The 21,005-nt window shown below is 50.5% G+C and carries 16 protein-coding genes and 1 pseudogene; 9 read left to right on the top strand and 8 right to left on the bottom strand.

What is annotated here, in order from left to right:
• The 7 genes from ruvA to aspS all read right to left on the bottom strand — a co-directional run bounded on the left by ruvA (nucleotide 1) and on the right by aspS (nucleotide 8,648).
• Nucleotides 1-630 carry a Holliday junction branch migration protein RuvA gene (ruvA, locus tag BZG20_RS03265; RefSeq protein ID WP_046075361.1) on the bottom strand — a complete coding sequence of 210 codons (630 nt, stop codon included), beginning with the start codon at nucleotides 628-630 and terminating at the stop codon, nucleotides 1-3.
• A gap of 655 nt (nucleotides 631-1,285) precedes the next feature.
• Nucleotides 1,286-1,915 (bottom strand): hypothetical protein, encoded by a 630-nt coding sequence (locus tag BZG20_RS03260; RefSeq protein WP_077578110.1) that lies wholly within the window; start codon nucleotides 1,913-1,915, stop codon nucleotides 1,286-1,288.
• A gap of 42 nt (nucleotides 1,916-1,957) precedes the next feature.
• A complete protein-coding gene (locus tag BZG20_RS03255) occupies nucleotides 1,958-2,359 on the bottom strand; it encodes a hypothetical protein (RefSeq protein ID WP_077578109.1) in 402 nt (133 codons plus the stop codon).
• The gene (locus BZG20_RS03250) at nucleotides 2,352-4,946 is read right to left on the bottom strand and encodes a LysM peptidoglycan-binding domain-containing protein (protein WP_241829514.1); all 2,595 of its coding nucleotides are present in this window, start codon (nucleotides 4,944-4,946) and stop codon (nucleotides 2,352-2,354) included. The genes BZG20_RS03255 and BZG20_RS03250 overlap by 8 nt, the downstream gene beginning before the upstream one ends.
• Nucleotides 4,947-5,409: 463 nt before the next feature.
• On the bottom strand, nucleotides 5,410-5,931 hold the full coding sequence (gene ruvC / locus BZG20_RS03245) for a crossover junction endodeoxyribonuclease RuvC (protein ID WP_046075360.1): 522 nt from the start codon (nucleotides 5,929-5,931) through the stop codon (nucleotides 5,410-5,412).
• The gene (locus BZG20_RS03240) at nucleotides 5,932-6,678 is read right to left on the bottom strand and encodes a YebC/PmpR family DNA-binding transcriptional regulator (RefSeq protein WP_077578108.1); all 747 of its coding nucleotides are present in this window, start codon (nucleotides 6,676-6,678) and stop codon (nucleotides 5,932-5,934) included. It lies immediately after the preceding gene.
• A gap of 185 nt (nucleotides 6,679-6,863) precedes the next feature.
• Nucleotides 6,864-8,648 (bottom strand): aspartate--tRNA ligase, encoded by a 1,785-nt coding sequence (gene aspS / locus BZG20_RS03235; protein WP_046075358.1) that lies wholly within the window; start codon nucleotides 8,646-8,648, stop codon nucleotides 6,864-6,866.
• Between the two features lie 290 nt (nucleotides 8,649-8,938).
• Here aspS and BZG20_RS03230 point away from each other — a divergent pair, with 290 nt between their 5' ends.
• The 8 genes and pseudogenes from BZG20_RS03230 to BZG20_RS03195 all read left to right on the top strand — a co-directional run bounded on the left by BZG20_RS03230 (nucleotide 8,939) and on the right by BZG20_RS03195 (nucleotide 16,933).
• The gene (locus BZG20_RS03230; protein ID WP_198531449.1) at nucleotides 8,939-9,781 is read left to right on the top strand and encodes a DUF72 domain-containing protein; all 843 of its coding nucleotides are present in this window, start codon (nucleotides 8,939-8,941) and stop codon (nucleotides 9,779-9,781) included.
• A gap of 133 nt (nucleotides 9,782-9,914) precedes the next feature.
• Entirely contained in the window at nucleotides 9,915-10,643 is a 729-nt protein-coding gene (gene cmoA, locus BZG20_RS03225) for a carboxy-S-adenosyl-L-methionine synthase CmoA (protein ID WP_077578106.1), read from the top strand.
• 27 nt (nucleotides 10,644-10,670) lie between these two features.
• Nucleotides 10,671-11,642, top strand: coding sequence for a tRNA 5-methoxyuridine(34)/uridine 5-oxyacetic acid(34) synthase CmoB (gene cmoB / locus BZG20_RS03220; protein ID WP_077578105.1), 972 nt, complete (start codon nucleotides 10,671-10,673; stop codon nucleotides 11,640-11,642).
• A gap of 367 nt (nucleotides 11,643-12,009) precedes the next feature.
• Entirely contained in the window at nucleotides 12,010-12,798 is a 789-nt protein-coding gene (locus BZG20_RS03215; protein ID WP_077578104.1) for an ATP-dependent zinc protease, read from the top strand.
• Between the two features lie 9 nt (nucleotides 12,799-12,807).
• Nucleotides 12,808-14,310: pseudogene (locus BZG20_RS03210) on the top strand (inactive transglutaminase family protein); the annotation flags it as partial.
• A 46-nt stretch (nucleotides 14,311-14,356) separates the two neighbouring features.
• Nucleotides 14,357-15,364, top strand: coding sequence for an alpha-L-glutamate ligase-like protein (locus BZG20_RS03205; RefSeq protein ID WP_167369759.1), 1,008 nt, complete (start codon nucleotides 14,357-14,359; stop codon nucleotides 15,362-15,364).
• A 150-nt stretch (nucleotides 15,365-15,514) separates the two neighbouring features.
• On the top strand, nucleotides 15,515-16,027 hold the full coding sequence (locus BZG20_RS03200; RefSeq protein ID WP_077578101.1) for a VC2046/SO_2500 family protein: 513 nt from the start codon (nucleotides 15,515-15,517) through the stop codon (nucleotides 16,025-16,027).
• 258 nt (nucleotides 16,028-16,285) lie between these two features.
• Nucleotides 16,286-16,933, top strand: coding sequence for an SDR family NAD(P)-dependent oxidoreductase (locus tag BZG20_RS03195; protein WP_046075351.1), 648 nt, complete (start codon nucleotides 16,286-16,288; stop codon nucleotides 16,931-16,933).
• A 71-nt stretch (nucleotides 16,934-17,004) separates the two neighbouring features.
• Here BZG20_RS03195 and adhE read toward each other — a convergent pair whose 3' ends face one another.
• Entirely contained in the window at nucleotides 17,005-19,734 is a 2,730-nt protein-coding gene (adhE, locus tag BZG20_RS03190; RefSeq protein ID WP_268794243.1) for a bifunctional acetaldehyde-CoA/alcohol dehydrogenase, read from the bottom strand.
• A 562-nt stretch (nucleotides 19,735-20,296) separates the two neighbouring features.
• Here adhE and BZG20_RS03185 point away from each other — a divergent pair.
• Nucleotides 20,297-20,935 carry a YchE family NAAT transporter gene (locus BZG20_RS03185; protein WP_046075349.1) on the top strand — a complete coding sequence of 213 codons (639 nt, stop codon included), beginning with the start codon at nucleotides 20,297-20,299 and terminating at the stop codon, nucleotides 20,933-20,935.
• Nucleotides 20,936-21,005 lie beyond the last annotated feature (70 nt).

Genomic DNA, 21,005 nt, shown 5'->3' with positions numbered 1-21,005 from the left:
TTACACCATTGAGCGCAGCGCGTGACGAATGACGTCTTCGCTGCTCATGTCATCAGTTGCAATTTGTTTAACCACTTTCTCCGCCTGCGCCGCTTTATAACCCAGTGCGACCAAGGCGCTTACCGCCTCATCCGCGGCAGAAGATATAGTGGTTGGCGCTGCGCGTAGGGCTGCGCCCTCAGCCGTCGCGGCATCCGTGTGCGGAGTAAAGAGATCGAACGCTTCCCAGTTTTTAAGCCGGTCGCGCATTTCAATCACCAAACGTTCCGCGGTTTTCTTACCCACCCCAGGGATTTTCACCAGGGTCGAGACATCATTATGCTCGACACTATCGACAAAGTGGTTAGCCGTCATCCCCGATAAAATCGCTAACCCCAGTTTAGGTCCCACGCCATTGGCCTTGATCACTTCCCGAAACAGCGCTCGCTCACGTTTACCGCTAAAACCATAGAGAAGTTGCGCATCTTCACGCACCACAAAATGCGTGTACACGGTAGCGGTTTCACCCACCTCCGGCAATTGGTACAAACAGTTCATCGGCATGCTCACTTCATAGCCGACGCCGTTCACATCGATTAAAATCTCAGGAGGTTGCTTTTCTATCAGGGTTCCCTGTAATCGGCCTATCACAATCACATCTCTGTTTGTTACTTTGCCCCAAGGATAAAGAATAACTGGATCTATATCCAGTCGGATTGACGACGGGCGGAATACGGAAAAGCATATCGTGCCTGTCCCTGTAGAAAAAGTGCCTAGTTCCTGCTCTTCCCGTATTCTGTAAGCGAAGCGCTCTGTATTCAAAAATCCTAAATATCGCGTAGGTCGGACAAGCGCCAGTGCGATGTTAATCCTGAATACCCAAGCCGACGCGCGCCTCCGACATCGGGGTTAAATTTGGCATCGAACGTGACAGGCGCCCGTTGGCAATTTACACATACCCAACACTATGCCTGGGGCTTGTGTCACCTACACCAATGGCAACATCGATGTATAACTAGGCGTAGAAAGTGCGGCTCGATGGTTTTGTCACGCCCTCTGATCATGGCTCAAATTCTGTCTGCATTCCCACGCAGGAGCGTGGGAACGAGTAATCGTAGCCGATGACACCACCGATATATAAATCAGGCGTAGGTCGGATAAGCGCCCTCTCGATCGCACAAGCTTGCTGTGATTTCCGCCGCGCGCCATCCGACATCGTGGCCAAAATTGGCGCAGACCGTGACAGGAGCCCGTTGGCAATGTGTACCTATCCATCATGGTGCTGGGGCTTGTGTCGCCCCTCACCCTACTCAGATAAACTCGCTTTTTTACGCTTTTCCAAATCGGCAAAAAAGGTGTTTGGAAAAGGAGTCGGAGAAGATTCGCCTTTACCATCAAAGAGAACGACCACATCTGTCTGATTTTTAGGTGAACGAACGACCCATCCGTTTGGGTCTGCTCCCTGTTTAGGCGTACAGTCATCGTACATATCAACGCACGATTTTGAGTAGAAGACCCGTACTCTAGGGCCATCAACAATCACCTCCATCGAACCATAGTCACGGTCGAAATTTTGGTAATAATTATCCATTGTTTTCATTTTGGCTTCGGCATTATCTGGAATGGGTGCAGATATGCGGTGATAGGAGATTAGACCGCTACTCGGCTCTGGGTTACCTTTTGCCCACTCACCTTCGATGTAAGCGGGGGCATCTATTTTTCCTCCGCCTGAGTGGGCCCCAGGATAACCACTGACAGAACCCATAGCGAAGTTTGCTCGGCCTCCTGATAGTGTTGTAATCGTCATTTTGGACACGATATGCCGACCGGTAGTACTGCCATTAGTAAAGCCAGCCTCAACGGTGTAAGGTTCGGGCTTGCAACCTAAAACAGTCACTGATAAGAGCAGTGATAAAAATGCTTTCCACTTAGTCATTACCGAATATCTGGCGTTTCGAAAATGCATCCTTGAGTGCACTCAAAGCCCCCAGAAAAAAATGGAAAACACGATTAAACTGGTAAAAGTTATATTGCCAAGATAAACAATTGATTTATACCATGTGTTCCATGTTCCAAAAATATCTAGGATGCTTTTTTTCCAGTTATTCACTTCTGACTCTGGAATGCGCCAAGCATATTTTAGCATTGCTTTTCCAAACCAATAAAATGGGAAGCAGCTTGCAGCAATCCAAGATAAGTTACTTTCCATCATCATCCTAGATCTTGTAGAAAATGATTTCGGAGCAGATAGAGAAATTTTCAGTATTAACTCATACTTATTTTTTTTCAATTTCATGGAGAGGTATACTATTGCAGCTATCCAAGGAAAGAATGATAATAGAGAAATTATAATGCTAATTTCAGATACGATCTTAATCAAAGACTATCTCCTCGACAAACAAACCTACTTGCTGAGATAGCTCACTACCATACATCCCCCAGAATAAAGAGCCTCCACCAACTAAAGCTATCGATAGCCCCCCAGTTACAGGGATTGCAGCTAGAGCAATGCCTATACCAATACCTCCCGAAACGTTAAAAAATCCACTCGCAGTATTATTTACTATATTTCTATTACAAGTATCCTCAAACCAGCCACTACTATTACATGTAGTTACCACATCAGCAGCGTTTCCATATAACCCAGCTCCAATTACGAGACCGTTAGCGATACCTAATGAGCGGCTGAATGACATCGCCTGCTTATACAACGCGGTCATTTCAATACCAGAAATTGCTTTAGAAAAGTCTCTTGCTCGGTAAAGTTGACGTTTACCAACATTTAGATAGTTATTGATACGCTTTGTCTGTATATTTCTAATATATCCTGGCTTTCCAACCTCCGTCAGTATTAACTTCATCTCTTGCTGAAATGTGCGGGCTTCTTTTCTCCATGCTTTGTAGTCAGGGTGAGAGTATAGCTTTGGTCCTGACAGCCCCTCCGTTCGAGAGGCTACGTGACGAGAGTAGTCAGCAAAGGACTTCATTTTTTTGCTTATTTTGTCACCTTGGACCTGAGCGCCGGCAATCACAGCGCCAGAGCCAGCCAAAAGGTGGTTAAGATCTAACTCTGCCAGCATAGATGTGTTTGCGTCCTGCTGGTGAATATCTAGGCCAGATGTTGCACTCAAAAGTAGCGCATTCGTTGTTGTTTCGTGATGCTCTGCGAACCACTTTTTCTGTCCACTTGAAAGGGTGAGGAACTCACTCATTAAGTCGTTAGCCTGTTTGATGGCAAACTCTTCATCCGGATGAACTTCAGACCAAGGCGACACGACAAGGGGCATTCCTTCAATAATCTGGCTAAAACTACGTCTCAAATGAGGATTTGAACTAAGAACATGCTCGATTATATGTGCTTGATTTGATAAATATGTCTCAAGCGCAAAGTCCTCCACGCTCATTCGTTTGTCAGCAAAAACAAGATATGCATCATCAACGTCTCGAGGGGATAGCTGAGTTAAATTAACAACTGAAATTTCAGCGCTCAGTATTTTGTCATGATTTATTGGTTTGACCGACGTCCCCTGCAAAATGCCATCAAACGTATAGTGGGTATTGGCCGCTAGGTTATATTTTTGTGGTGTTTCTGGAGGTAAAGCGCGAGCTATTGATTTCTCTTCGCTTTTCGCGGCTGGCTGACTAACCGTTAGGCTATCACCCACAGCTAACGACATCGGTTCAGCGTCATACTGCGGATTCAAACCCAGCAGCTGCTTAGCGGATAAGCCATATTGTTCGGCAATTGTCGGCCATGATTCACGTTGGCGGGTAGTCGGATCAAACTTAACGGTATGGGTTAATGGTTGCGCTGAGTCACCAGTTTTATCGCTATCCGACTCTGCCGGTGAGTCATCTCGATTCGCAACGGCTTGCTTAGGGGCGGCGAGCAAATCGCTGATAGATAGCTTTACGCCGTTTTCTTCTAGCCATTCTTCGTCTGGGTTATCAAGCGTCTCGCGAGTGATCGGTTCTTCGAGATAGACAAGATGTTGGTCTTCGACTTCTTTCCCGCCAATCTTCCAGTACACCAAGAGCGCGCTTTGATAACGATTAAAACCTTGCTCCTGGTTGAGTCTGTCATGTTTAGAGCGCGTGGCGAAAAACTGCCATTTTCCGTCACCCAGCAGCTTGTACTCCTGCACTAAGCGCTTTTGGTGAAAATGGTAGTAATAGCCTTCGGTGGGGAGGCCCAGCCGATCGCCGAGTTGAACAGAAGGTGTCACAGGAATAAAGGCTTCTTGGATTACTCCAGAGCCAATCGGCTTCATCTGCACGGGCTCGGGCACGCTGATGCCCATTGACGCTGATGCTATTTTGGCAACAAGCTTTTTGGGCTCATTGAATGCGGTATACGTAGTGTACTTAGTGCCGTGTTCAGTGCGCGCGGTTTGCCAATCACCCTTCACGCCTTCTTGTTGTGTTTTGGCTAACTCAAATTTACCCCCGACTGTCTTGCTAAAGACCTTGTCCGAGCTGGCAATCTCAAAACAGTACTCGTACTTAAGTGGCGGTGGCGCATCTGAACGGTCAGGTTTTACCGGTTCCGGCACATAGGTGTCTTCGATATTGGTTGCGGCATGCGAACTGTGACTCGCACCGCCGGAGCCACTCGCGCCACCGACCGCACTGCCAGACTGATTGGCTCGGGCGGCAAGTGCTGAACGGGCTTGTGGTGAGAGGGTCGTTTCAGTGTCTGGCGAGAGGGACCAAACCTTATTCGTATTATCATGCACCATCGCGGGCCGCGTTGGGGTGTCAGCCAACAGTGCAAATTCACCGCTATCAAGCTTTTCTTTGAATTGTGAAAAGCTCACCCCATCGGGCATCACTCCATCAAGGTCTCGCTCATTCAGCGCCTCAGTATCGCCCTCTACTTGCCCAAACTCATAAGCCATAAGTTCAGTCAATCGAACTAGTTTGTAACCCACCGCATTGTTCGCCTGCCAAGAATCATGGCGGATCATTCTACGCAACGGGCCAGATTTTTGGATAGGTTTGTTGTCATCGTTAGGTTAGCACTGGCTAAACTGTGAAGTGCGTGCAAGATCGGATAACAGAAGGGATCACACGCGCGGATAGCCGTGGCGCCCGTTGCACGGCGCCATCGGACATCGTGGTCAACATTGGCGCCAAACGTGACAGGCGCCCAGGTAGCATAGTGCATTATTGTTGACATAGTACCGGGGCTTGTGTCACCTACGCCAATGGGATCATCGAAACTAAATATGACCACCGATATATAAATCAGGCGTAGGTCGGACAAGCGCCGGGGCGATGTTAATCCTGAATACCCAAGCCGACGCGCGCCCGTTGCACGGCGCCTCCGACATGGGGGTTAACTTTGGCATCGAACGTGACAGGCGCCCGTTGGCAATTTACACATACCCAACACTATGCCTGGGGCTTGTGTCACCTACGCCAATGGTATCATCTATATCGGCCGCGGCGGGCGGCGTTGGCTTTGCCGGCCATGGCGATGAGGGTGTGGTTGGTGTGGGCATGACAAATAGCAACCGCGAGGGCATCGGCGGCATCAGCTTGCGGGGTGGCGCTGAGCTTTAACATGTGAGTGACCATATGCTGGACTTGCTTTTTATCGGCACTGCCTTTTCCCACTACGGCTTGCTTGATAAGCCTGGCAGCATATTCAGACACCGGTAAATCGGCGTTTACCGCCGCTACAATGGCACTGCCGCGTGCTTGACCCAGTTTCAATGCTGAATCCGCGTTGCGGGCCATAAACACTTGCTCGATAGCAAAGTTATCTGGCTGAAATTGGGTGATGACTTCGCTCACGCCTGCGTAGATGTGTTTCAGTCGACCGGGTAAGTCGTCTGTCTCGGTACGAATACAGCCACTACCGAGATATTCAAGATGCCGACCATGTTGGCGGATCACCCCATAACCGGTGATCCGCGAACCTGGGTCAATTCCCAGTATCACTGCCATTTAGCTTAGACTCGCTGCCACTTCGTCCGAGATATCACCGTTATGGTAGACTTCTTGCACATCGTCAAGGTCTTCTAGCATATCGATCAAACGCAACAGCTTGGGTGCCGTGTCTGCATCTAACTCCGCTTTGGTCGATGGCACCTGCTTCACTTCGGCACGTTCAGCCTCAAACCCGGCTTTATCCAGTGCATCTTTCACATAGCCAAAGTCATTAGGCGTGGTGTACACATCCATTGAACCGTCGTCATAGGTGACCACATCGTCCGCGCCGCCTTCGAGCGCCGCTTCCATCACCGCATCTTCTTCAAGGCCAGAGGCGTAGGTGATCACCCCTTTTTTATCGAATAAGAAGCTGACTGAACCATCGGTCCCCAGGTTACCGCCGGATTTTGAGAATGCGTGACGCACGCCTGATACCGTGCGGTTGCGGTTATCGGTCATGCACTCCACCATCACCGCCGTGCCTGCGGGGCCATAGCCTTCATAGATGACGGTTTCCATGTTCTCGTCACCTTCGCCGCCCGCACCGCGTGAAATCGCACGGTTGATGGTGTCGCGTGTCATGTTATTTGACAACGCTTTATCCACCGCAGCACGCAGGCGTGGATTGGTTTCCGCCTCGGGGCCACCTTCTTTGGTTGCCACCACAATTTCTCGGATAAGCTTGGTGAAAATCTTACCGCGCTTCGCGTCTTGAGCGGCTTTACGGTGTTTAATGTTCGACCACTTACTGTGACCTGCCATATCGACTCTCCGTTTTTTGCGCTCCCCTCACGTGAAAGGAGTAATAAGAAAAAACGCGCCTTGGCTTTTCAGTCTGAGGCGCGTTGAGACAGTAACCTTGCAACCTTGATATCACTGCGTCATTGCCGCAGCTATCGGCCCCAAGGATAAGACGGGCAAGGCTATTTGCCCGTCATCAGGCGAATTTATTCGCTGTGTTCGTTTTGCTCTGCCGCCGCGGTAATGCTCAGCGCCAGCTCTTCAAGCGCCGCGTCATTGGCAAGGCTTGGCGCGTCAGTCATCAAGCAGGCCGCAGCGGTGGTTTTCGGGAAGGCAATCACATCGCGAATGTTTTCGGTGCCGGATAGCAACATCACCAGGCGATCCATACCAAACGCCAAACCTGCGTGTGGTGGAGTACCGTATTTCAATGCATCCAACAAGAAGCCAAATTTCTTGCGCTGCTCTTGCTCATCGATGCCTAATGTTTCAAACACCGCCGCTTGCATTTCTGGGTTATGGATACGGACTGAGCCACCGCCCACTTCGTAACCATTAATCACCATGTCATACGCGTTAGAGTTCGCCGCCGCCGGATTTGCCACCAGCTCTTCAGGTGTCACGTCTGTCGGCGCAGTGAACGGGTGGTGCATCGCATGCAAGTTACCTTCGTCGTCTTCCTCAAACATTGGGAAATCAACCACCCACAATGGTGCCCACGCTTGGGTATCGGTCAACTCAAGATCCAGACCTAATTTCACACGCAGTGCGCCAAGCGCTTCGGTAACGACAGACTTTTTGTCTGCGCCGAATAGGATAATGTCACCGGTTTGCGCCTCGGTGCGTGATAAAATACTTTCTACCACTTCGGCATTGAGGAACTTGGCCACCGGCGATTGAATGCCGTCAAAACCGGCGTCACGGTCGTTGATTTTCATCCACGCCAAGCCTTTGGCGCCGTAAATGCCAACAAAGTTGGTGTATTCATCAATCTGCTTGCGCGACAAGCTGGCACCGCCTGGCACACGAATCACAGCCACGCGGCCTTTCTCATCGTTTGCCGGACCAGAGAATACTTTAAACTCTACGTCTTTGACGATATCAGCGACATCGACGATTTCGAGCGGGTTACGCAAATCTGGCTTGTCAGAACCAAAACGGCGCATCGCTTCTTCATACTTCATGGTTGGGAACGCGCCCAAGTCCACATTGAGCAGTGATTGCCACATTTCACGGATCAGTTGCTCGGTCACCTCGCGCACTTGGTCGGCGCTCATAAATGAGGTTTCGATATCAATCTGGGTAAACTCTGGCTGGCGATCGGCGCGCAAGTCTTCATCACGGAAGCACTTCACGATTTGGTAGTAGCGATCGAACCCGGACATCATCAACAATTGTTTAAACAGCTGTGGTGATTGCGGCAGTGCATAAAAGTTACCTTTGTGCACACGGCTTGGCACCAAGTAATCACGTGCGCCTTCTGGGGTCGCTTTAGTCAGTACTGGGGTTTCGATGTCTAAAAAGTCATTGTCATCGAGGAAACGACGAACAAAGCTGGTGGCTTTAGCACGCAGTTTAATCCGATCGCTCATTTCAGGGCGGCGCAAGTCAAGGTAGCGATACTTCAGGCGCTGCTCTTCGGAAATAAACTGGTTAAAGTCAATCGGCATCGGTGCACTGCGGTTGATGATCTCCAACCCTTTCGCCACCACTTCGACTTCACCTGTGGCCATATCACTGTTGATCTGGCTCTCTGGACGCGCACGCACTTCACCACGGATAGTCAGGCAAAATTCGTTACGCAATTTGTTTGCTTGCTCGTAAACATCACCCATATCAGGGTCAATCACAACTTGCACCAGACCCTCACGGTCGCGCATGTCGATAAAAATCAAGCCGCCCAAATCACGGCGGCGGTTAACCCAACCACAAAGACTAACTTCTTGCCCGACGTGGGCTTTATTCAGGTGACCACAATACTGGGTGCGCATAGATTATTCCTGATCTGTTCTGATGATTCCGCTTGCCCCTGGGGCACAAGCCTGCCAAATACTGAGGGGAATTCGGGTAACAGCGTCTGTCGTACCTGACGGTACGCCCCCATGAGTGCCGTTACTGTCAAAGCCTGCCATTATAAAGGAAAAGCCCCGCTCTTGGTAAAGCGATCGCACTTAAAACCGATAGTTTTTTTGTTCAATTCCTTTTAGGCTAGTGACCTATTGGTTGGCAAGGCATCATTACGGGCATGGTATCCCTATTACACCAAGACCTGAATCCGCCCATACGATTGGGGCTGACGCAATGGTCTCATCCCAGTTGGCAGCATCATTTTTACCCGCCAGGCACCAAGTCGGGCGAGCGTTTAGCCCGCTATGCAGAGGTGTTTAACACGGTTGAAGGAAATACGACCTTTTATGCCTCCCCGTCGCCGCAAACGGTGAGTAATTGGGCGGCCGCCATTCCAGACAGTTTTCAATTTACCTTTAAGCTGCCTAAAACCATTACCCATCAATGCCAGCTGCGTCATGCGCAAGGCTTAACCGCCGACTTTATCAAGCTGATGGCCCCGCTCCATGACCATATTGGTCAGTGGACGATTCAGCTGCCGGCGCGTTTTGGCCCTGAGGGGTTAGCAAGCTTAGCGGCATTTCTTGAATTACTACCCCGCGCGTTTTCCCTTGGAGTAGAGGTGCGCCACCCGGCCTTTTTTGCCAAAGGCGAGGCAGAGAAATCGCTCAACCGACTGTTGATCGATCACCACGCCAACCGCGTGATCATGGACAGCCGCCCCGTGTTTGCGGCTAAACCCGACACCCCTGCTATTATTGATGCGCAAAAGAAAAAACCCCGTGTGCCGGTGCACGCCATCGCCACCAGCGATGCCCCCATGGTGCGTTTTATCGGCCATCCAGACTTGCCCGAAAACAGCGCGTTTTTCGACCCTTGGATCCCACGCTTATCCAAATGGATAGCCGCGGGCAAAACGCCCTATTTAATGATTCATACCTCAGATAACGACCAGGCCCCTGCACTGGCCGCCCAGTTATATCAACGTCTTGATTTATCAACGCCACTGGCTTCCGTCACGCGCGCCGCGCAAAGTCAACAAGGGGCATTGTTTTAATATCCGCCCCACGCGGCGCAGTCACCGTGCAGACAGGGGCAAAAAAATTCACTACAATACGCCGCTTTTGTGGCTGGGTTTACGCGCGTCACACGCGAAAGCCTGCCAGCTTGGCTGATGTGTAGGGGCTTACATGGCTAATCAGGATAAAATTTTCGCAGCGCCTATCGAAAAAATGGGCGATTTCACCTTCGATGAAAATGTCGCTGAGGTGTTCCCGGATATGATCCAGCGCTCGGTACCGGGTTACAGCAATATTATTTCGGCCATCGGCATGCTGGCCAAGCGTTTTGCTGCGCCTGATAGTCATATTTACGATCTTGGCTGTTCGCTGGGTGCTGCCACTTTATCGATGCGTCGCCACATTCCTCATGACAGCTGCAAAATCATCGCGGTGGATAACTCACAAGCCATGGTTGAGCGTTGTCGCTTGCATGTTAATGCGTATCGCGGCGCCGCCGATGTTGAGGTTCGCGAAGCCGATATTCGCGATGTCGAGATAACCAATGCCTCGATGGTGGTGCTCAATTTTACCCTACAATTTTTAAGCCCTGACGATCGCCAAGCCCTACTCACTCGCATTTATCAAGGCTTGAAGCCAGGTGGGATCCTGATTTTGTCCGAAAAGTACCGCTTTGAAGACGAAACCGCCAATGAATTGCTGATCGATTTACACCACGATTTCAAGCGTGCCAATGGCTATAGCGAGCTTGAGATCAGCCAAAAGCGCAGTGCACTGGAAAATGTGATGCGCCCAGACAGTATTGCCACCCACCAAGCGCGGCTCCATGCCATTGGCTTTAGCAGCGTCGCCATGTGGTTCCAGTGTTTTAACTTTGGTTCGATGCTCGCGATTAAGTAAGACGAGCCTGACAGTACGAGTAATCTGATGTTTGATTTTTCCGATTTTTATCAGCTGATCGCCAAAAACCGTCTAAGCCATTGGCTCGAGGTGTTGCCAGCACAATTAGCCGAGTGGCAAAACCAGCCGCATGGCGATATGCCCAAGTGGATAAAAGTGCTCAATAAAATCCCTACCACCACGCCCGAGCACGTCGAGCTTAAAGACGCGGTGCGTATTGGTGATGACAGTAGCTTACCTAATGGCGAGTGCAAAAAATTAGAAAACTTATTGCGCACCTTGCACCCTTGGCGTAAAGGCCCGTACCAGGTACACGGTATTGATATTGATACCGAATGGCGCTCAGATTGGAAATGGGATCGCGTACTCCCGCATATCTCGCCGCTAAAAGGGCGGTATGTGCTTGATGTCGGTTGCGGCAATGGCTACCACATGTGGCGCATGTTGGGCGAAGAGGCCGCATTGACAGTGGGCATCGACCCCTCCGAGCTCTTTTTGATGCAATTCGACGCCATTCGTCGCTTGATGGGTAACGATCAGCGTGCGCACCTGCTGCCTTTAGGGATTGAAAAACTGCCTGCGCTACGCGCGTTCGACACCGTGTTCAGTATGGGTGTGTTGTATCACCGCCGCTCCCCTCTCGATCATCTGATGCAACTCAAAGATCAATTGCGTAAAGATGGCGAGCTGGTGCTGGAAACCTTGGTTATCGATGGCGATGAAAACGCGGTATTGGTGCCTGCCGGTCGTTATGCACAAATGCGTAACGTCTACTTTTTCCCGTCTGCCCGCGCGTTAAAAGTGTGGCTGGAGAAAGTCGGATTTGTCGATGTGCGTATTGTCGACGAGTGCGTCACCACCACGGATGAGCAGCGCAGTACCGAGTGGATGACCCATAACTCGCTGCCTGAGTACCTCAACCCAGATGATCCAGCGCAAACCATCGAAGGGTATCCGGCCCCCAAACGCGCGATCTTAGTGGCTCGCAACCCGGATTAAACAACAGCCCGGACACCGCTCCCCCATACCACCGCCCTTACTCGCCGCATCACTGGGCGGTGATAAGGGTGAACATGGCGGTGAACGCCGCTTACCGACCTCACACCTGACGCTGACACCACGCTCGCAATCGCGACGCATGTATTGACGGCTGTGTTTTATTTCACCGCCTGAGTGCTTGTTTGCTAACGACTTTACTTTATTACCGTCGATTAAATCAGCGTTTAGTCAATTCTGACTAACATTTGACAGAATCCCCCTACCCATCTTTGTCGCATCCTTTAGAATTTGCTCTCGCCGTCGCGATCAGCGCTTTACTGCCTGTGACATGGCTAGCCGCAACCCTTCTTACGCTGTGGAGATTTAGATGCTATTTCGTTGCTCACTGATCAGTGCGCTTTTACTTACGGTGTCCGGCTGCACATTAACCTCGCAGCACCAACACCAGGAAACGCTCAGTAAATTTGATAATCTGGCTGCCCAACACCAACAGCAACAACAAACTTTCACCGAGACATTCGCTCAACATGGCACAGCGTTAAATCAGTTGGCCGACAAAGTGAGTGCGCTCGAAAGCCAACTGACCGTGATTCAGCGTACCCAAGCCAAGCTTTACGCCAATGTGGCGACCGACACCGCTGACGTCAAAGTGAAAGAAAAGGTGGTGCGGGTGCCGGTTAACGACGGCAAGATTATTCTCGGTGGACGCGAATTTGTCTGGTTTGATGCGGTCGAAAACACCTTCCAATCCCGTGTGGATACCGGTGCCGAAACGTCTTCACTCAACGCGGTGGATATCCAAGAGTTTGAGCGTGACGGCGATACCTGGGTCAAGTTCAACGTCAATCATAGTGAAAACAGCGATCAGCCAGTGATCATGGAAATGCCGGTGAAACGCTGGGTGCGTATCCGTCAATCGTCAAGCGATAGCACTGAGCGCCGCCCAGTGGTCGAAGCCTGGATTCGTGTCGGTAACATCCATGAGAAAACCGAATTCACCCTCGCCGATCGCACCAACATGGAATACCCAGTGCTGCTCGGCCGCGAATTTTTTAAAGACTTGGCGGTGGTTGATGTCAGCCAAGTCCATATTCATCCGCAATATCAGCCGGACACGCCATCGGAACCAGGCGATGACACCCCCCAAAACAAGTAGGTAATCGATATGGTTTCACGGGTTCCTTTTTATTTTTTAATTGGCTTTTTAGTTGTCGCAGGTATTGCACTCAGCGCGTACCGTCATTTTGTCTATGGCGTGCCATGGTTGGCTGACGAAACGCGCCAAGTGTGGCAAATCGAGGCGAGAATCAATTTCGATGCTAACGACGGGCCGGTCAAAATCAGTTTGGCGGCACCAGACAGCCAGCCGGGTTTGACCCTGATTGATGAAAGCACCTCATCGGCCGGGTACGGTTTTTCCTTGCTCGATACCGAGCATGGCCGCCAAGCACAGTGGTCGGCTCGACAAGCGAGTGGTGAGCAAACGCTTTATTTTAAGAACCAGATGCTGGTTGATGACAGCGCGCGCTACACCATGACCCCGCCCGAGGATGACGTGGTCGCCACGCCTGTCATGGATAATGCCGCGAAAAACGCCGCACTCGCGCTGCTTGACCGTGCTCGTGCCCGCTCTGCTGATAACATCACCCTGACCCGTGAGCTCATCAAACAGCTAAATAGTCCTGATAGCCAAAACGCGGCGCTGCTGCTCAACACGCTTGATAAACCCGATGCGCTGCGCAAAACCTTGGCTCTTGAAGGCATTCATGCGCGCGTGGTGGGCGGTTTAGAGCTTGAAGATGGCCGGCGCCGCCAAAGTATTTCCCCCATGTTGCAAGTGTGGCAAGACAGTCGCTGGCACTTGTTTGATTTAGTCAGCGGACAAAATGGCCATCACGATAACACGCTGTTATGGAACCAGCATGGCGGGCCGCTGCTAGAAGTGATGGGCGGTGAGCACAGCCAGGTGCACTTCTCCATTATTTCGCAAGACATCAGTCCGCAGCAGGCCACCTCGGCCAAGGTGTCGGCCGACGATTTGCTCAACTTCTCCATCCATAGTTTGCCCATTGAAGAGCAGGCAATGTTCAAAACCATCATGCTGATCCCAATCGGTGCGCTCATTGTGGTGTTCTTGCGGGTGATTGTGGGGCTCAAAACCTCTGGTACTTTTATGCCAGTGCTCATTGCCGTCGCCTTTGTCCAAACCCAGCTCATCACCGGTATCGTGGGCTTTGTGTTGATTGTGGGCACGGGGCTGGTGATCAGAAGCTACTTATCGCGGCTCAATTTACTCTTGGTAGCACGAATATCGGCCGTGATTATTACCGTGATCCTGATTATTTCCGTCTTTAGCGTGATTGCCTTCCACATTGGTTTAATGGAGGGGCTCACCATTACCTTCTTCCCGATGATCATTCTGTCATGGACGATTGAACGGATGTCGATTTTGTGGGAAGAAGAAGGCGCCAAAGAAGTGGTGATTCAAGGTGGCGGCTCACTGCTCACTGCCGTACTGGTATATTTAGCGATGACCAATGATTTGATTCGCCATCTCACCTTTAACTTTATTGGCCTGCAGCTGGTTATCCTTGCACTTATCTTGCTACTGGGTAATTACACGGGCTATCGCTTGTCTGAACTCAAGCGCTTCCGCCCCTTAGCGGAACCGAGTAATAAGCCACTTGGGTTAGCTACCACCACAGGAGGCGATGATGCGCAAACTCCTCGATAAGCTAGCCTCTCCGTTTCGCCTTAACCACGCAGGGATCATGGGCATGAACCAGCGCAACATTCGCTATATTGGTCGCTACAATGACAGGCGTTTGTATCCATTGGTTGATGACAAGCTACAAACCAAACTCATCGCCCAACAAGCGGGGGCCACGGTGCCTGAACTGATTGGGGTGATTGACAGCCAAGCGGATGTCAAACGCATCCACGCCATGGTCGCCAATTGGCCCGGCTTTGTGATTAAGCCTGCACAGGGCTCTGGCGGAAAAGGCATCTTAGTGGTGACAAAAAACCACCAAGGTGTCTATACCAAAGCCTCGGGGAAAGCGGTCAGCCATAATGATGTGGAGCGCCATATCACCAATACCTTGGCAGGCCTTTTCTCGCTGGGAGGCAAAGCCGATGTCGCCGTGGTCGAAAATTTAATTGCGTTTGATGATAGCTTTCAAGGATTTAGCTATGAGGGTGTGCCCGATATCCGCGTGATTGTTTTTCAAGGCTACCCAGTGATGGCAATGATGCGTCTATCGACCTCGGCGTCTGATGGCAAAGCTAACTTACACCAAGGTGCCGTTGGCGTCGGCTTAGATATGGCGACGGGCAAAGCACTAAAAGCGGTGCAGTTTAATCGCCCTATCACGCATCATCCAGATACCCATCAAGATCTCTATACCCTGCAAGTGCCTCACTGGCAGCAGCTTCTTACCCTCGCCGCCAGTGCATGGGAAATGACGGACTTGGGTTACATGGGCACCGACATGGTGCTGGACAAAGAAAAAGGTCCGATGGTATTGGAGCTCAATGCACGACCAGGCCTCGCCATTCAAATTGCGAATGGATGTGGCCTGCTTCCGCGCCTTGCTCTGATTGAATCTCTGCCGCCTTGTCGCTATCCGCCTCTACCGGAAGACCGAGTGGCGTTTTCAATGCAACATTTTGCTGGTCAGAGTACGCAGCCCTTGCAACCCAGGCTTGCGGAGGCAGGATGAGTTCGTACAGCGTTCACTCGACGTTATAGGAGACATGGTCACCAGCCAAAGATATTTAAGCCAAACCAAAGAAAAGCGTTAAAGTTTCTCGTCTGCTGCCGATAGCCTAGTTATTACCATATCGACCACGTCATAACTAGGGTAACCACAGTGACTATCCATACCATCGACAAAGCGCAGCTGATTAGCGACGTTCAGTTTGGGGACAACCTAAACCATGCGGTGGTACAAGGGCGTCGTTCCGACTTTGCCCTGATGATGGCGCTATTGTCTGGTGATGCCAACGAGTCGACCCCGCTGACGCCGATTGATGCGCCCGTCAGCAATGATCAGGTGCTCCGTCAGCAGTTCCAACTGCCCAACCCACAACCTCTTGCCGCCAGCAATGAAGAAGACTATCAACGCGCCAGTGCGCAAGCCGATGCCTTTCATCGAGGCGGCATTGCTAGCGCCAACCTGCGCTTTCAGCTTGCTCCCGCGGCCATGCATTATCCCCCTCAAGGTACACACGGTTTTGACGAAGCGGTCTATCATAATTTATCTGGCCACGAACGCCGTCACTTGACCGATACCGAGCCCAAGCGCCCTGCGTATAACCCCGCCACTTTGTATGAAAAGCTCACCACCTCACATTGCTTTGATAAAATGCGTGTGAGCGCATAATGCGTCAGATCGCAAGTCGATCTTGATGACATTGGTGGATCCTTTATCAAATTGTGATCCTCTATAGATTCCCGATATTCTTTTTGCCATTCCACCTGACGTTTTTAGTCTTTTTTTCGCAGTCCTCGTATTTATGGTCCAGTATTACACTCCCATGCTTGAATAAGGTGTGAGTAAGCTGTCACTTTCTCGTGACTTGCTTGGGTAAATAAATGCATCAGGTTGTTTTAATAGACTGATAATTATGAGGAAACTCTCATGAAGATCGATAGCGCAGTGGTCGTCATTACCGCAGGTGGTTCACCGTCTGGACGCGCCATGGCTGAGCATTTTTGCTCGCTTGGCGCCAACGTGGTGCTGCTCGATACCGAGTGGCCAGCGCTGCGCTTAAGTGCCGATCAATGCCGCAACTATCCGGGGCGCGTTCAGCCTATTTGTTTAGCTGACCATGAGCCTGAATCTATTCACGATGCGTTCAGCCAAGTTACTCGGCTTTTTGGTGGCATTGATGTGCTCATTAATCATTGGCAAGGGGATATCCTGCCTAAGCTTTTTGACAGTGACAATCAATGGGACACACCCAAAACACTCAGTGATACCACGTCACAATACTTTTTGGTCGTCCAACGTGCAGCAGAATGCATGCAGCAACGCGGTCGGCCAGGCGTGATCATTAATGTCGCGGGCACTCATCTCACGCCCGATACGGTTGCCAACGCCATGATTGGCGGTTTGACCCAGCGGTGGGCCAAAGAGCTTTCCGCGCTGAAAATTCGTGTCGGCGGTATTGTCCCGCGTCACCGAAGCCAGCCGAGTCGCGGTGTCGATGATGAGTTTATCCGCAATGCCGAGTACATCGTCTCCAACGATTCTTTTAACGGCCGGTTGTTAGAGGCAAGTGGGTAAAAGATCGCTCTCTCAAATACAAAAAGACCCGCCGAAGCGGGTCTTTGTCGTTAAGCGGTTACCTAGGTTAATTAGGCGTCTGCTTTTTCGTCTTTTTTCGCTGCTTTCGCGGCTTTAGTCGGTGCGGCGGCTGGTTGGTCATCTTTTTTCTTGATAACCGTCGTGCCTTCAAAGGTTTCACCTTCCACGTAAGGCTTACCGTAGTATGACGCAACCAACACTTCTTTCAGCTCTTTGATGAGTGGGTAGCGTGGGTTAGCGCCTGTACATTGGTCATCAAACGCTTCTTCCGCTAGCTCATCCAGTTTGGCCATAAAGTCCGCTTCTGGTACACCGGCTGCCTGAATTGAGACTGGGATATCCAGTTTCAGCTTCATTTCTTCAAGCCATGCTAGCAGGCGCTCGATTTTCTGTGCGGTACGGTCGCCGTCTTGTGCTAGGCCAAGGTGGTTAGCGATTTCTGCATAACGACGACGTGCTTGTGGACGGTCGTACTGCGAGAATGCCGTTTGCTTGGTTGGGTTGTCATTGGCGTTGAAACGTACCACGTTGGAAATCAGCAGCGCGTTCGCCAAACCGTGTGGCAAGTGGAACTCAGCACCGATTTTGTGCGCCATTGAGTGACACACACCCAAGAAGGCGTTAGCAAATGCGACACCGGCAATGGTGGCACCATTGTGCACTTTCTCACGTGCAATTGGGTCGTTTGCGCCGTGCGCATAGCTCGCTGGCAGATAGTCTTTCAGCAATTTCAGCGCTTGCAGTGCTTGCCCTTCTGAATATTCGTTAGAAAGGATAGACACATAGGCTTCCAGTGCGTGAGTAATCGCATCGTAACCACCAAAGGCTGTCAGTGACTTCGGCATGTTCATCACCAGGTTAGCATCAACAATCGCCATTTGTGGTGTCAGCTCGTAGTCGGCCAGTGGGTATTTCGCCCCAGTTTCATCGTCCGTTACTACCGCAAACGGAGTCACTTCTGAACCGGTGCCTGATGTGGTTGTCACACAAACCAGCTCGGCTTTTTTACCCATTTTCGGGAATTTGTAGATACGTTTACGGATATCCATAAAGCGCATCGCTAGCTCTTCAAAGGCTGTCTGTGGGTGCTCATACATAACCCACATGATTTTCGCCGCGTCCATCGGTGAACCACCACCTAGGGCAATAATCACGTCTGGCTGGAAGCTCTTCATTGCTTCCGCACCTTTGCGCACCACGCTTAAGGTTGGATCCGCTTCTACTTCGAAGAAAGTACTCACGTCCATGCCTTGCGCTTTAAGCATTGACTCGATTTGCTCTGAATAACCGTTGTTAAACAGGAAGCGGTCAGTCACGATCATCGCGCGTTTCTTGTCTTCTAGGTCACTCAGTGCGATTGGCAAGCTGCCGCGACGGAAGTAGATAGATTTTGGTAGTTTGTGCCACAGCATATTCTCAGCTCGCTTCGCTACGGTTTTCTTGTTCATCAGGTGTTTAGGCCCAACGTTCTCAGAAATTGAGTTACCACCCCATGAGCCACAGCCCAATGTCAGTGACGGTGCAACGTTAAAGTTGTACAAGTCACCGATACCACCGTGCGTGGTTGGAATATTGACTAGGATACGAGCCGTTTTCAGGCGGTCACCAAAGTATTTGATGCGGTCTTGGTTCACGTCTTGGTTAGTATATAGGCCAGAGGTGTGGCCGATACCGCCCATTTCTACCATTTTGCACGCCATATCGACCGCGTGCTCAAAGCTCTTGGCACGGAACATACCCAAGGTTGGCGACAGTTTCTCGTGAGCAAACTCTTCTTCGATGCTGATTTCCAGCCCTTCACCAATCAAGATTTTAGTGTCTGATGGCACGCTTACACCGGCCATGTCTGCAATCTTAGTGGCAGGTTGGCCCACGATATCAGCGTTAAGGTTACCGTTGATAAGTAGTACCTTACGCACTTTATCGGCGTCTGCTTTGCTCAATACATGGCCTTTGTGCGACGCAAAGCGTTCTTTCACTTCATCGTACACTTCGTCCATCACGATAACCGCTTGCTCTGACGCACACACCACGCCGTTATCGAAGGTTTTTGACATCAGTACAGACGCGACAGCACGTTTAATGTCAGCGGTTTCATCGATAACCACAGGCACGTTACCCGCACCCACACCAATCGCAGGTTTACCTGATGAGTATGCCGCTTTCACCATGCCTGGGCCACCGGTCGCCAGAATCAGGTTAATGTCGTCGTGCTTCATCAGTGCGTTAGAAAGCTCAACTGAAGGTTGGTCAATCCAGCCGATGATGTCTTTCGGTGCGCCCGCAGCCACTGCTGCATCGAGAACCAGTTTCGCGGCATCATTGGTCGAGTTTTTCGCACGTGGGTGTGGCGAGAAGATGATGCCGTTACGCGTTTTCAGTGAGATCAGTGATTTGAAGATCGCAGTAGAGGTTGGGTTAGTGGTTGGCACGATACCGCAGATAAGGCCAACGGGCTCGGCGATTGTCATGGTGCCGAATTCGTCATTCTCTTCGAGAATCCCGCAGGTTTTGTCGTCTTTGTATTTGTTGTAGATGAACTCAGAGGCGAAGTGGTTTTTGATAACCTTGTCTTCGAGGATACCCATGCCTGACTCTTCAACCGCTTGTTTCGCCAGTGGGATACGCGCGTTGTTAGCAGCCAGTGATGCGGCACGGAAGATCTTATCTACTTGCTCCTGTGAATAGGTCGCAAATTCTTGTTGTGCCTTTTTGACACGCTCAACCATCGCGTTGAGTTCAGCAATATTAGTGACAGGCATAGTCGTCTCCTGGTTCATATTTGAAAATCATTTAGTAATTGCTTAACGCCGCGTCTTTGCTTACTAAGCCATGTTTATCTTTGGTTAGTGTCGCCATTCGGTGCGTGGCATTTAGTAAATAACTTTCAAAACTGAGTATAAGTTTTCACAGCGTGAGTAACTTGATCTCGATCAGTTGTTATCAAATCAACCGCAATAAACTTTACGCTTAACCCCCACAGTTACTGGGTTTAATATTTTTGTAGCACAGAATGTATGTGTCTAAAATTTTCATCACAGTAACATATTTTTTACATGATGAGACAAGTCTACATGTCGATACTGTATGTAAATTTCAACAAAACGCCTGAAGACGGTTGTTTATATCCACAACACCGACCCTCAGTATAGTTTGCCGTGCGAAAGTTGCATGACGACAAATCGTTTGAGTGAGCCATCTTAAGTTGGTTCAAAACGTGCAACCACTGCATGCAGAAAATACATGGCTGAGTGGTTGGTTTTTAAACTGATATCGCTATACTGGCGCCATTGATTAAACCCGAGAGAAACTGGACTTCCTCACAGCATTACGAGAGTCACCATGGCCGCTTTCGACACCATGATTTTTGTGCAGTTTTTTGTCGGGCTTTTTGCCGCCGTTAACCCTATCGGTATCATGCCCGTTTTTGTCACCCTCACCGTACATCTTGATAAACAAGAACGAAACCGCACGGCATACACCGCAGCCATCGCGGTCGCGATCATCTTGATTGTTTCTCTGCTTGCCGGTCAGATGTTGCTGGATTTATTCAGTATCTCACTCGACTCATTCCGGGTGGCCGGTGGCATGTTGCTGCTCAGTATCGCTTTTACCATGATGAACGGTAAGTTGGGTGAGGGTAAGCAAAACAAGCAGGAGCAATCCGAAACCATTAGTCGTGAACAAGTGGGCGTCGTGCCGCTGGCAATGCCGCTGCTCGCCGGGCCAGGTGCGATCAGCTCAACCATTGTGTATGGCTCTCAATACCCCGATACCTGGAGTACGATTACATTAATCACCACCCTCGTGCTGTTCTCTGCAGGAATCTGGGGATTATTTAAAGTCGGCCCTGCAGTAGTGAAATTTTTAGGCCAAACGGGTATCAACGTTATTACGCGGATCATGGGTCTTATTCTGGGCTCATTAGGCATCGAGTTTATCGCCTCTGGCATGCGCGCTTTGTTTCCTGGCCTCAACTAAACGCGCGGTCATCCCGTGCAGCGCCTAGTACTAGCAAGCCGGCACGCAGGCAGTTGCCGTGCCGGTTTTT

Source organism: Salinivibrio sp. IB868 (assembly GCF_001995655.1).
Taxonomy (GTDB): domain Bacteria; phylum Pseudomonadota; class Gammaproteobacteria; order Enterobacterales; family Vibrionaceae; genus Salinivibrio; species Salinivibrio siamensis.
Note: the sequence above shows the minus strand (reverse complement) of the source record. Positions and strands in the feature narration are given on the sequence as shown.

Excerpts from the sequence above, each read along its gene's own strand:
- BZG20_RS03260 (WP_077578110.1), bottom strand. The coding sequence starts at position 1,915 with ATGACTAAGTGGAAAGCATTTTTATCACTGCTCTTATCAGTGACTGTT.
- BZG20_RS03250 (WP_241829514.1), bottom strand. The coding sequence starts at position 4,946 with ATGATCCGCCATGATTCTTGGCAGGCGAACAATGCGGTGGGTTACAAA.
- ruvC (WP_046075360.1), bottom strand. The coding sequence starts at position 5,931 with ATGGCAGTGATACTGGGAATTGACCCAGGTTCGCGGATCACCGGTTAT.
- BZG20_RS03240 (WP_077578108.1), bottom strand. The coding sequence starts at position 6,678 with ATGGCAGGTCACAGTAAGTGGTCGAACATTAAACACCGTAAAGCCGCT.
- aspS (WP_046075358.1), bottom strand. The coding sequence starts at position 8,648 with ATGCGCACCCAGTATTGTGGTCACCTGAATAAAGCCCACGTCGGGCAA.
- cmoA (WP_077578106.1), top strand. The coding sequence starts at position 9,915 with ATGGCTAATCAGGATAAAATTTTCGCAGCGCCTATCGAAAAAATGGGC.
- cmoB (WP_077578105.1), top strand. The coding sequence starts at position 10,671 with ATGTTTGATTTTTCCGATTTTTATCAGCTGATCGCCAAAAACCGTCTA.
- BZG20_RS03215 (WP_077578104.1), top strand. The coding sequence starts at position 12,010 with ATGCTATTTCGTTGCTCACTGATCAGTGCGCTTTTACTTACGGTGTCC.
- BZG20_RS03205 (WP_167369759.1), top strand. The coding sequence starts at position 14,357 with ATGCGCAAACTCCTCGATAAGCTAGCCTCTCCGTTTCGCCTTAACCAC.
- BZG20_RS03195 (WP_046075351.1), top strand. The coding sequence starts at position 16,286 with ATGAAGATCGATAGCGCAGTGGTCGTCATTACCGCAGGTGGTTCACCG.
- adhE (WP_268794243.1), bottom strand. The coding sequence starts at position 19,734 with ATGAACCAGGAGACGACTATGCCTGTCACTAATATTGCTGAACTCAAC.
- BZG20_RS03185 (WP_046075349.1), top strand. The coding sequence starts at position 20,297 with ATGGCCGCTTTCGACACCATGATTTTTGTGCAGTTTTTTGTCGGGCTT.